The following is a 10,084-nucleotide window of genomic DNA, read 5'->3' on the forward strand; positions in this document are numbered from 1 at the left end:
CGCCGCATCAGGGCAATTCCCCGATCCAGTCGAGGATCACCTCCGTCGCCGCCTCCGTATTGCCCGGCGACAGGATATCCCCCGCGATCACATGCGCCGCCGGGTCCACCCCCGGCCCCAGCTCCGGCACGGCATGGGTCACCGGCCCGCCCCAATCCTCGCGCACCGCGTCGGCCGCGCTCGCGTCCAGCACCGCATCCTCTTCCGAGTAATAGAACAACGCCGGCACGCTTACCGCGCCATAGTCCAGCCCCGCCGCATGTTTCACCAGCGCCGCCAGCGGCATCACCGCCTCCATCGGATAACTCGTCGTCCACTCCTGCGCATGGCGGTCGTTCCGCGGCTCGAACGCCCGCGTCCGCCCCGCCACAAGCGGCACCCAGTACCGCGCGCCCGGCATCGTCAGCAGCTTCGCCCCCGCGGCCTTCAACCCGAAATTGGGCGAGACGAACGCGATCCCCTTCACATCCCGCATCAAGCCCTGATCATGCGCCGCCACCGCCGCCACCGTGCCCCCGGTCGAGGTGGCGATCACGATCACCTCCTGCCCCACCTTCCGCCCGATGGCCAGCGCCTCGGCCACATCCGCCATCCAGTCGCCCGCCCGCGCCTCCGCCATCGCCTCACCGTCGCGCCCATGCCCCCGGAACCGCGTGAACACGAGGTTCGCGCCCAGCGCCCGCGCCACGTTATCGGGCACTGGCCGGATCTCCTCGGAACTGGCGGAAAACCCGTGCAGATAGACGATGGCCAGCGCGGTCGGCACCTCCTCCAGCCCGTGCCAGATCACCCGCTTCTGGTTGCCCGGCCGGATATCGTCGAACCTCGCCTCCTGCTCTCGCAGATAGGGGTCCACCCCGCCGGCCAGCACGCGCCGGTCGAACGCCGTCTCCGTCTCCACCGGCTCATACGGCCCGAACACCCAAAGCAGCACAACGACCGCCGCCAGCCCGCCAACAACCCGCAACGGCCAGCGCGCCCGCCTCTTCCGCCTCATCCCCGACCGGCCCGGTCAATCACCTCCTCGACCGATGCCTCGATCAGCGCAAGGCAGTCAGCGTCGGAAAACCGGTGATCCGCCCCGTCCACCAGCGTCAGCCGCATATCCGGCCCCTCGGCATGCTCCAACAGCCGCAGCGCCACCGACATCTCCACATCCGCATCGGCCGTCCCCTGCAGGAACCGCACCGGAAACGGCAGGCTCAGGGGCGACCGCAGCACAAGGTTCTCCCGCCCCTCCTCGATCAGCCGCCGCGTGATCACGTAAGGCTCGCCATACTCGCTCGGCAACGCCACCTCGCCCTTCTCGAACAGCGCATCCCGCTGCGCATCGTCGAACCCGGCCCACATGGAATCTTCGGTGAAATCCGGCGCCGCGGCCACCGTCACCAGCCCCGCCACCTTCTCCGGCATCGCCCGCGCACAAAGCAGCGAAATCCAGCCCCCCATGCTCGACCCCACCAGAACCTGCGGCCCTTCGGTCAGTTCCCCGATCGCCGCCATCGCATCCGCCACCCAGGCGCCGATCGTCCCGTCCGTGAACGCCTCCGACGACTGCCCGTGCCCGGAATAGTCGAACCGCAGGAACGCCCGGCCCGTCCGCCGGGCCCAGTCTTCCAGATGCACCGCCTTGGTGCCCTCCATGTCCGACTTGAACCCGCCAAGGAACACCACGCCGGGCGATACGCCCTCGCTCCGGTGATAGGCAATCTTCCGGCCCTGCGGCGTGCTCAGATACTCTGCTGTGCTCATGCAACCCCACCCTTTCCGGCGCGCATCCTGCACCGGACACCGCGGGCGTTCAAACCGTTTTCCCCCGCCGCGCACCCCGCCCTCTTGACTTGCCCCCCGCCCCGCGCCAAAACCCCGGCACACACATATACCCGCAACCGGGCGTTCCGTGGGCGCCAAACCGACGAGGAGTTAAGGCCAATGGCCCAGATTTCCCTGACCTTTCCCGATGGCAATGCACGTTCCTACGACAAGGGCGTGACCCCGGCCGACGTGGCCGCGTCGATCTCCAATTCGCTGGCGAAAAAGGCCATCTCGGCCCATGTCGACGGCAAGCACTGGGATCTGCAATGGCCGATCGAGGCCGACGCCGCCATCTCCATCAACACCATGAAGGACGAGGCCCCCGCCAACGAGCTGGTCCGCCACGACCTCGCCCACGTCATGGCCCGCGCCGTGCAGGAAATCTGGCCTGAGACCAAGGTCACCATCGGCCCGGTCATCGAGAACGGCTGGTATTACGATTTCGACCGCGCCGAGCCCTTCACCCCCGAAGACCTCTCGCAGATCGAGAAGCGGATGAAGGAGATCATCAACCTCCGCGACCCCGTCAAAACCGAGGTGTGGGAGCGTGACCGCGCCATCGCGCATTACAAGGAAACCGGCGAGCCCTACAAGATCGAGCTGATAGAGGCGATCCCCGGCGACGAGCCCGTGCGCATGTACTGGCATGGGGACTGGCAGGATCTCTGCCGCGGCCCCCACCTCCAGCATACCGGCCAGCTTCCCGCCGACGCCTTCCGACTGATGTCCATCGCCGGCGCCTACTGGCGCGGCGATTCCAGCCGCCAGATGCTGCAACGCATCTACGGCGTGGCCTTCACCAGCAAGGAAAAGCTGAAAGCCTACCTCAACTTCCTCGAGGAGGCCGAGAAACGCGACCACCGCCGCCTGGGGCGCGAGATGGACCTCTTCCACATGCAGGAAGAGGCCCCCGGCCAGGTCTTCTGGCACCCCAACGGCTGGACCATCTACACCGCCCTGCAGGACTACATGCGCCGCAAGCAGCGCGCCGGCGGCTATCAGGAGATCAATACGCCCCAGGTCGTCGACCGCAAGCTGTGGGAGGCCTCGGGCCACTGGGACAAGTACCAGCACCACATGTTCATCGTCGAGGTCGACGAAAGCCGCGACGGCGAACATGACGACGCGACTACCACCAACAAGGACCAGACCCGCATCAACGCGCTGAAGCCCATGAACTGCCCCTGCCACGTGCAGGTCTTCAACCAGGGCCTCAAATCCTACCGCGACCTGCCCCTGCGGCTGGCCGAATTCGGCTCCTGCGCGCGGTTCGAACCCTCGGGCGCCCTCCACGGCATCATGCGCGTCCGCGGTTTCACCCAGGACGACGCCCACATCTTCTGCACCGAGGACCAGATCCAGGCCGAATGCGCCCGCTTCATCGACTTCCTCGCCGACATCTACCGCGAGCTGGGCTTCCCCGAGTTCGAAATCCGCTTCGCCACGCGCCCAGAAAAGCGCGTCGGCACCGAGGAAAGCTGGGACTATGTCGAAGGGGCGCTGGAAAACGCCATCAAGGCGGTCGGCCGCGACTACGTGCTCGAACCGGGCGACGGCGCCTTCTACGGGCCCAAGCTCGACTTCTACCTGACCGACGCCATCGGCCGGGTCTGGCAATGCGGCACCTTCCAGGTCGACCCCAACCTGCCCGAACGGCTCGGCGCCACCTACATCGCCCCCAACGGCGAAAAGACCCGGCCCTTCATGCTCCACCGCGCCACGCTCGGCAGCTTCGAGCGCTTCATCGGCATCCTGATCGAGGAACACGCCGGCAAGCTGCCCTTCTGGCTGGCCCCCCGACAGGTCGTCGTCGCCTCCATCGTGTCGGAGGCCGACGATTACGTGCACGAGGTGGTGGCCAATCTCCGCGCCGCGGGCGTGAGGGCCGAGGCCGACATCCGCAACGAGAAGATCAACTACAAGGTCCGCGAGCACTCCGTCGGCAAGGTGCCCGTCATCCTCGCCTGCGGCCTCAAGGAAGTCGGCGACCGCACCGTCTCCCTCCGCCGCCTCGGCGAAAAGGCGACCTCGGTCGAGCCGCTCGAAGATGTAACAAAGGCCCTCGCGACCGAAGCCACACCGCCCGACCTGCTGTAACATCTGCCAATTCGCGCGGCCGGATATTGAAACAATCCGTCATAATCCGGCCGCGCCTTAAAATTTTCTCCAACCTATTCAACCTCTTGCCCGCGCCGCCCGCCTGCGACGCGCTGACACACCCGTGTCTGACGCGTTCGTGAATCGCGCTTTTCACGCCTGCCGCCCTATCCTTCCCCTGTCGCCGGATCGCCGCGCCACGGCCAACATGCCCGTCCAAAGGGGAGGAGAGGCCGCAAAGCGCTGAAACGGTGATACAATGTCAAACACCTTGAAGGGAGCTACCCCATGTCCAACACCACCAAGACCCTCGCCATCGCCGGTGCCGTCACCGCGGCGCTCGCCTCCTACACCACCACCGCCACCGCGGCCGAGCAGGAAAAATGCTACGGTGTCTCGCTCGCCGGTGAGAACGACTGCGCCGCCGGCGCCGGCACCACCTGCGCCGGCACCTCCACCGTCGACTACCAGGGCAACGCCTGGACCCTCGTCGACGCCGGCACCTGCGAAAGCATGGAACTGCCCGACGACCGCATGGGCAGCCTCGAGCCGCTCGACCGCGACCTGCCGGAATCCTGAAGCCAACCGGCCTGTGCGGGATCACCCCGCACAGGCCACCTCTGACCAGAACAACAGGTGCCCCCATGCTGGATACCACGAGCTTTCCCACCCTGCCCGCCGGCCCCGGCGTGGGCTACAAGCCCCAGCATTTCCGCGACATCACCTCTGACGCCCGCCCCGTCACCTGGCTCGAAATCCACGCCGAGAACTACATGGGCGACGGCGGCCGCCCGCTCGCGCAACTCCGCCACCTGGCCGAATGCTTCCCCATCTCCGTCCACGGCGTCGGCCTCTCCATCGGCGGCGAGGGCCGGCTCGACCCCGACCACCTCGCCCGCCTGCGCAAGCTCTGCGACTGGCTCAACCCCGCCAGCTTCTCCGAACACCTCGCCTGGTCGACCCATGACAGCCACTTCCTGAACGACCTGCTGCCCCTGCCCTATACCGGCGCCACCCTCACCCGCGTCGCCCGCCACGTCGACGAGGTGCAGGAGGCGCTCGGCCGCCCCATGCTGCTGGAAAACCCCTCCAGCTACCTCGCCTTCATCGAGAGCACCTATGCCGAGACCGACTTCCTGAACGAGCTCGCCCGCCGCACCGGCTGCGGCCTGCTGCTCGACGTGAACAACGTCTTCGTCTCCGCCACCAACCTCGACCTCGACCCTCGCGCCTATATCGACGCCTTCCCCCTCGACCGCGTCGGCGAAATCCACCTCGGCGGCCATGACGAGGACGAAGACGACCACGGCGCGCCGCTTCTCATAGATAGCCACGGCCGCGAGGTGGCCGACCCGGTCTGGGCCCTTCTCGACTACACGCTCGACCGCTCCGGCCCCCGCCCCCTGCTCGTCGAATGGGACACCGACGTGCCCGACTGGCCCACGCTCGCCGCCGAGGCCCGCCGCGCCGAGGCCGCCCTCGCCCGGGTGCCCGCATGAGCCCCTCGCAATCCACCTTTCGCGCCGCCCTGCTCGACAACACCCGGCCTACGCCCGACGGCCTCTCCGACGGGCAAGGCCGCCCCGCCGGCCGCCGCTTCGCCGTCTACCGCAACAACGTCGCCGCCAGCCTCACCGACGCGCTGGAAACCAGCTTCCCCGCCATCGCTCGGCTCATCGGCGAGGAGAACTTCCGCAAAACCGCCGGCACCTTCCTCCGCCAGCATCCGCCGCAGAACCCGCTGATGATGAGTTACGGCGCCGACTTCCCCGCCTTCCTCGAAACCTTCCAGCCCCTGCAACATCTCGGCTACCTCCCCGACGTCGCCCGCCTCGAACAGGCCCTCCGCATCTCCTACCACGCCGCCGACGCCACGCCGGTCGACCCCGCCATCCTGCAAACCCTGAAGCCCGACGCGCTGGCCGAAACCCGCTTCACCCTCGCCCCCGCCACCCGGCTCATCGCCTCCCGCTGGCCCATCCACGCCATCTGGGCCTTCAACATGGAAGACGGCCCCAAGCCCCAGCCCGGCCCCCAGTCCGTCCTCATCACCCGGCCCGACTACGACCCCCAGATGACCCCCGTCTCCCCCGGCACTGCCGCCCTCATCACCGCCATCCAATCCGGCGCGACCCTCTCCGAGGCCACCGACACCGCCACCGCAACCGATCCCGGTTTCGACCTCACTCCGGCCCTCTCCCTCCTCCTCGGCACCCAGGCCATCACCGACATCACGACCGGAGCCAGCTAGATGACCGCCCTCCACGCCCTCCACAGCGCGCTCTTCACCCGGATCGAGCGCGCCGACTGGCTCCTGCCCACCCTCGCCCGCTTCCTCTTCGCGGCGATCCTGCTTGTCTATTACTGGAACTCCGGCCTTACCAAGCTGGGCGACGGCCTCCCCGGCCTCGTCAGCCCCTCGGTCGGCGCCTACGCCCAGATCTTCCCTCGGGCGACCGAGGCCGTCACCTACGACATCACCAAGCTCTCGCTCTTCCACCACCTCACCGTGCTGGCCGGCACATGGGCCGAATTCCTCCTGCCCGCGCTGATCACCCTCGGCCTGCTCGCCCGTCTCGCCGCCCTCGGCATGATCGGCTTCATCGTGGTGCAATCCCTCACCGACCTTTTCGGCCATGGCGGCCTCGAACATGACGGCACGCTCGGCGCATGGTTCGACAGGGCCCCCGATGCCATCATCCTCGATCAGCGCGCACTCTGGGTCTTCCTCCTGCTGGTGATCGTGGTCAAGGGCGCCGGGCCGCTCTCCCTCGACAGGGCGCTCTCACGCACCCCACGGGAACCATAGCACGGGGTCCACCCCCGTTGCGCCCGCCTCAACATCTCGTGGAGCCCCCCACCGAACGCCACATCAACCCTTGGCTTCACCGCCCCGAACACCGACGCAATACCGACGTGTTACCGACGCGATACCGACACCGCCTTCCCAGCAAAAACAGGGCCGTTAACCTGATTCGCCCCGAACCGCTGTCGACAGCCCGGTTGCCAAGGCTCAGAAATGCGCCTTCGGCTCGTCCGGCCGGCCCGCCGCGATGGCCATCAGCCCGCCCAGCGCGGTCATCCCGATGGGGAACATGGTGAACACGTTGAAATCGAACGCATAAAGCATCAGCCCGGCCGAGATCAGCAGCAGAACCCCGCCCCACAAGGCCCGCACCCGCGCCATGCCACCCCCGGCAATCGCCAGCAAGGGGGCGGCGAAACTCACCGCCCGGATCACCCCGACCCGGTCCACCTGGTACGCCAGGCCGTCAATTTCCCCATACCGATCAATGGCTTCCGTGTACCCATACGCGAAAAACCCGACCAGCAAGGCCATCAGCCCGCCGATCACCCCAAGCAAAAGCGCCGCATTCCGCATCCCGTTCCTCCGGTTGTGTCACGACGCCAGATAGGCACCATCGCGCCCTTATCCAAGCACCGCGTCCCGAACCTCCGGCCCCCAGCCCAGGTACATTTCCCCGTCCGTCACGATCAGCGGCCGCTTCATCAGCGCCGGATGCGCCGCCAGCAGTTCCAACGGATCGCCCGCCCGCTCCGCCTCGTCCAGCCCCCGCCACGTGGTCGAGCGCGTATTGAGCAGGGACGCGCCGAACCGGGCATGGGCGGTTTCCAGAACCTCCCCCGGCACCCCGTCCGCCCGGACATCGCGGAACTCCGCATCAGGCAACGATTTCAACGCCTTGCGGCAGGTATCGCAGGTCTTCAATCCGTAAACTATCATCTCGCCTCGCCCATTTTTTCACCTGATACCCCGCCCCGCCCCGAAGATCACGTGGGTTTTGCTTGCTTTTTACAAAGCCGGTGCAATCATCATGGACGTGACGCTGACCTGACAGCCTCCGACTTCGCAATTTCGTGGCCGGGTCTGGTACGTCTGCGCATGACAAGGCCCGGGCCACACACCCGGGAAAGTGAAGACACGGAAGGAGATACGGCATGCCGACCGGCACCGTAAAATGGTTCAATACCACCAAGGGTTACGGGTTCATTGCCCCCGACGAAGGCGGTAAGGATGTGTTCGTCCACATCTCGGCCGTCGAACGCTCGGGCCTGACCGGGCTCGCCGACAACCAGAAGGTTGGCTACGAGCTGCAGGACGGGCGCGACGGGCGCCAGATGGCGGGTGACCTCAAGCTGCTCTGATTCAGCCAAGCCACTGTCAATCCCACGAAAATCAGGCCGGGTCCTCGGCCTGGTTCCCCTCCCAGTTTTCCCCCATCGCGACGATGCAGGATGTGCCCGTCGCGTAGGACACCACCATTGTCCAGTCGCCGCGCTTGTCGGTCCAGACCTGCATGACCTGCTCGGGCCCCCGCGTGCCCCAGCTGTGCAGCTGTTCGCCAAACTGCCGCGACAGCTTCTGCGTCATCCGCTCCGTCGGCTCGCAGATCACCTCCGCGATGGGCGAATTCGCCGATGCGCCGCCGGCAAGGCAGGCCAGGGTGAAAACCAGAAAGACGCGCATGGGCCCCGACTCCTCTCCTCCACTGCTCTTTCCGGCAATGTAACAGAGTCATGACAGCCTTGTATATACCTTCAATATACAAAAGGCGCGAAGCCCACCGCTCCGCGCCTTCCGCCCACCCTGCCAAGGGGGAAATCGTCGTTACCGGCAGCCCTTGGTGCCCTCGGGACAGTCATACGACCGCGTATAGCTCGCCGCCCGATAGACCGGGTGCCGCTTCATCTCGTACCACGTCACGTTGGTGTTCGGCTGCCCGCAGCAGATCGCGCCGTTGATGGTGATCGGCTGCAAGCCGGCCGGGCAGTAATTGGCAGCGGTCGGCACCGGGTAAAGCCGCGGGCCGTCGGCCATGGCGGGCACGGCAGTCAGCGCAGCCAGCGCGGCGGCCGTGAGAGAGAGGGAAATGCGCATATGGACCTCGTCTAAGGTTACTGGAAAAGGCTTTGGAGGAACCTCTGACCGGAATGGTACCGCTTCGGCGGGGCCTGTCAAAGTTTTTTGAGGGGAAACAGTGCGTTTCAAACGCACAAGCCTAAGTTCCGACTCTTACTTTTTTATCTCTTCAATGAAATCTCTTATGAACTCTAGGCCCGAGTCCGGGTTATTCCTGTCACGCGCCCGTCTTGTAGCACCAAATTTGCTCAAGGCATCAGCATAGTTTGTCAGCACTTCATCCCGTGCTTCGCGGACCATCCCACGTTCATCATCTTCAACTTCTTTAGTGATTGATACATCCACTTTCTTGAATGCTTCCGATAGAAACTCGGTCAGGACAACCTTTCTCTTTCTGCTTACCCGTTCTTGGAACTCCTTCTTAAGCCAGTCATTTATGTGGTTTTTCTTACCGCGACCAACGCCAAAATCCCCATCCCTAGATACAATAACTACGTTGCTCTTGTCAGGGACACTTTTGCGCACAATGTACAATCCATTCCCAATTGACTGCGTCGCCCACGGAAAGATCGTTTTTCTTTCGAGGCGGGTAACCGAGCGCAAAACGTTTTCGCGCCAGTGATCTTATACGACCCTTACCCTCGGTCTTCCTGCCCAAGACAAAAGCACCGTTGTATTTGAATAGACGGTTTACACACTTGTAGACTTCGTCGTTAGCGCTTGGGTTCTCTATGATCTTCTCGATCTTGTCTTTGACTTTCTTGTGCTGCTTTGCGGCATCGCTCATTTGCTTTTTCATCATTTGAGCTGGTTGATATTCACTCAAGAACGGCGGGAGCTTTTGCTCTGCTGGTTTACCAATCTCGCCCGACGCTTCCGAGACAACTCGCTGCCTGTGTTTTAAAAATTCCATGTGCACCTGCTCGGTAAGGAGCAACGTGCCCTTTGTACTTTCAAGCTTGGATAAATAGCTCAAAGCACTCGCTCCGCGGAGACGGTAAAAATCCAGCAAGATGTTTGTATCGACAAATATTAACCAGTTTTCTTTGGACAATTAGCTACTCCCCCAGAAGCCTTTTAAACTCAAGCCACTCCCCCTTGGACATGCACGAGCTCTCCTGCGTCACCTCTTTCCCCGTCTGCCGCGTTCCCGTAGCAACTGTCTTTCTCATCCCGCCACTGGCTGGTGCTCCCTCTGATCCCGCAGCATGGCATTGAGGATAGTGAGCAGCTTGCGGGCGCAGGCGATGATGGCGAGTTTGACGGGCTTTCCCGCCTCCTGCAGCTTGC

The 10,084-nt window shown here is 64.6% G+C and carries 14 protein-coding genes and 1 pseudogene; 6 read left to right on the plus strand and 9 right to left on the minus strand.

Features of this window, described 5'->3' with window-relative positions:
- Positions 1 to 7: 7 nt before the first annotated feature.
- Both RLN94_RS11010 and RLN94_RS11015 read right to left on the minus strand, forming a co-directional pair.
- Entirely contained in the window at positions 8 to 997 is a 990-nt protein-coding gene (locus tag RLN94_RS11010) for an alpha/beta hydrolase (protein WP_350081054.1), read from the minus strand.
- A complete protein-coding gene (locus RLN94_RS11015; protein WP_350081056.1) occupies positions 994 to 1,752 on the minus strand; it encodes an alpha/beta fold hydrolase in 759 nt (252 codons plus the stop codon). Before RLN94_RS11015 ends, RLN94_RS11010 begins: the two co-directional genes overlap by 4 nt.
- A 180-nt stretch (positions 1,753 to 1,932) precedes the next feature.
- On the opposite strand from RLN94_RS11015, the gene thrS reads away from it, so the two are divergent.
- The 5 genes from thrS to RLN94_RS11040 all read left to right on the plus strand — a co-directional run bounded on the left by thrS (position 1,933) and on the right by RLN94_RS11040 (position 6,721).
- Positions 1,933 to 3,912 (plus strand): threonine--tRNA ligase, encoded by a 1,980-nt coding sequence (thrS, locus tag RLN94_RS11020; RefSeq protein ID WP_350081058.1) that lies wholly within the window; start codon positions 1,933 to 1,935, stop codon positions 3,910 to 3,912.
- Between the two features lie 288 nt (positions 3,913 to 4,200).
- Positions 4,201 to 4,491: a BufA1 family periplasmic bufferin-type metallophore gene (locus RLN94_RS11025; protein ID WP_350081060.1), complete on the plus strand. Its 291-nt coding sequence runs from the start codon at positions 4,201 to 4,203 to the stop codon at positions 4,489 to 4,491.
- Positions 4,492 to 4,556: 65 nt separating this feature from the next.
- Complete coding sequence (gene bufB, locus RLN94_RS11030) at positions 4,557 to 5,411, plus strand: MNIO family bufferin maturase (RefSeq protein ID WP_350081062.1); 855 nt, start codon at positions 4,557 to 4,559, stop codon at positions 5,409 to 5,411.
- Positions 5,408 to 6,163, plus strand: a complete 756-nt coding sequence (locus tag RLN94_RS11035; protein ID WP_350081064.1) for an HvfC/BufC N-terminal domain-containing protein — start codon at positions 5,408 to 5,410, stop codon at positions 6,161 to 6,163. Before bufB ends, RLN94_RS11035 begins: the two co-directional genes overlap by 4 nt.
- Positions 6,164 to 6,721 (plus strand): DoxX family membrane protein, encoded by a 558-nt coding sequence (locus RLN94_RS11040; RefSeq protein ID WP_350081066.1) that lies wholly within the window; start codon positions 6,164 to 6,166, stop codon positions 6,719 to 6,721. It begins immediately after the preceding gene.
- Between the two features lie 204 nt (positions 6,722 to 6,925).
- Here RLN94_RS11040 and RLN94_RS11045 read toward each other — a convergent pair whose 3' ends face one another.
- Together RLN94_RS11045 and RLN94_RS11050 are read right to left on the minus strand one after the other, a co-directional pair.
- On the minus strand, positions 6,926 to 7,294 hold the full coding sequence (locus RLN94_RS11045) for a hypothetical protein (protein ID WP_350081068.1): 369 nt from the start codon (positions 7,292 to 7,294) through the stop codon (positions 6,926 to 6,928).
- Positions 7,295 to 7,342: 48 nt separating this feature from the next.
- Positions 7,343 to 7,657: an arsenate reductase family protein gene (locus RLN94_RS11050; RefSeq protein WP_350081071.1), complete on the minus strand. Its 315-nt coding sequence runs from the start codon at positions 7,655 to 7,657 to the stop codon at positions 7,343 to 7,345.
- Positions 7,658 to 7,872: 215 nt separating this feature from the next.
- On the opposite strand from RLN94_RS11050, the gene RLN94_RS11055 reads away from it, so the two are divergent.
- Complete coding sequence (locus tag RLN94_RS11055) at positions 7,873 to 8,079, plus strand: cold-shock protein (protein WP_300894002.1); 207 nt, start codon at positions 7,873 to 7,875, stop codon at positions 8,077 to 8,079.
- Between the two features lie 31 nt (positions 8,080 to 8,110).
- Here RLN94_RS11055 and RLN94_RS11060 read toward each other — a convergent pair whose 3' ends face one another.
- From RLN94_RS11060 to RLN94_RS11080, 5 genes and pseudogenes are all read right to left on the minus strand, one after another.
- A complete protein-coding gene (locus RLN94_RS11060) occupies positions 8,111 to 8,401 on the minus strand; it encodes a hypothetical protein (RefSeq protein WP_350081074.1) in 291 nt (96 codons plus the stop codon).
- 141 nt (positions 8,402 to 8,542) lie between these two features.
- Positions 8,543 to 8,812, minus strand: coding sequence for a hypothetical protein (locus RLN94_RS11065; RefSeq protein WP_350081076.1), 270 nt, complete (start codon positions 8,810 to 8,812; stop codon positions 8,543 to 8,545).
- Positions 8,813 to 8,947: 135 nt separating this feature from the next.
- The gene (locus RLN94_RS11070) at positions 8,948 to 9,319 is read right to left on the minus strand and encodes a hypothetical protein (protein WP_350081079.1); all 372 of its coding nucleotides are present in this window, start codon (positions 9,317 to 9,319) and stop codon (positions 8,948 to 8,950) included.
- Complete coding sequence (locus RLN94_RS11075) at positions 9,300 to 9,848, minus strand: PIN domain-containing protein (protein ID WP_350081081.1); 549 nt, start codon at positions 9,846 to 9,848, stop codon at positions 9,300 to 9,302. Before RLN94_RS11075 ends, RLN94_RS11070 begins: the two co-directional genes overlap by 20 nt.
- A 114-nt stretch (positions 9,849 to 9,962) precedes the next feature.
- Positions 9,963 to 10,084 (minus strand): annotated as a pseudogene (locus RLN94_RS11080) (IS110-like element ISRfsp2 family transposase); the annotation flags it as partial.

The sequence above is a fragment of the Roseovarius sp. genome, assembly GCF_040223625.1.
Lineage (GTDB): Bacteria > Pseudomonadota > Alphaproteobacteria > Rhodobacterales > Rhodobacteraceae > Roseovarius.

Excerpts from the sequence above, each read along its gene's own strand:
- RLN94_RS11045 (WP_350081068.1), bottom strand. The coding sequence starts at position 7,294 with ATGCGGAATGCGGCGCTTTTGCTTGGGGTGATCGGCGGGCTGATGGCC.
- RLN94_RS11040 (WP_350081066.1), top strand. The coding sequence starts at position 6,164 with ATGACCGCCCTCCACGCCCTCCACAGCGCGCTCTTCACCCGGATCGAG.
- RLN94_RS11025 (WP_350081060.1), top strand. The coding sequence starts at position 4,201 with ATGTCCAACACCACCAAGACCCTCGCCATCGCCGGTGCCGTCACCGCG.
- RLN94_RS11055 (WP_300894002.1), top strand. The coding sequence starts at position 7,873 with ATGCCGACCGGCACCGTAAAATGGTTCAATACCACCAAGGGTTACGGG.
- RLN94_RS11065 (WP_350081076.1), bottom strand. The coding sequence starts at position 8,812 with ATGCGCATTTCCCTCTCTCTCACGGCCGCCGCGCTGGCTGCGCTGACT.
- thrS (WP_350081058.1), top strand. The coding sequence starts at position 1,933 with ATGGCCCAGATTTCCCTGACCTTTCCCGATGGCAATGCACGTTCCTAC.
- bufB (WP_350081062.1), top strand. The coding sequence starts at position 4,557 with ATGCTGGATACCACGAGCTTTCCCACCCTGCCCGCCGGCCCCGGCGTG.
- RLN94_RS11050 (WP_350081071.1), bottom strand. The coding sequence starts at position 7,657 with ATGATAGTTTACGGATTGAAGACCTGCGATACCTGCCGCAAGGCGTTG.
- RLN94_RS11060 (WP_350081074.1), bottom strand. The coding sequence starts at position 8,401 with ATGCGCGTCTTTCTGGTTTTCACCCTGGCCTGCCTTGCCGGCGGCGCA.
- RLN94_RS11035 (WP_350081064.1), top strand. The coding sequence starts at position 5,408 with ATGAGCCCCTCGCAATCCACCTTTCGCGCCGCCCTGCTCGACAACACC.
- RLN94_RS11015 (WP_350081056.1), bottom strand. The coding sequence starts at position 1,752 with ATGAGCACAGCAGAGTATCTGAGCACGCCGCAGGGCCGGAAGATTGCC.
- RLN94_RS11010 (WP_350081054.1), bottom strand. The coding sequence starts at position 997 with ATGAGGCGGAAGAGGCGGGCGCGCTGGCCGTTGCGGGTTGTTGGCGGG.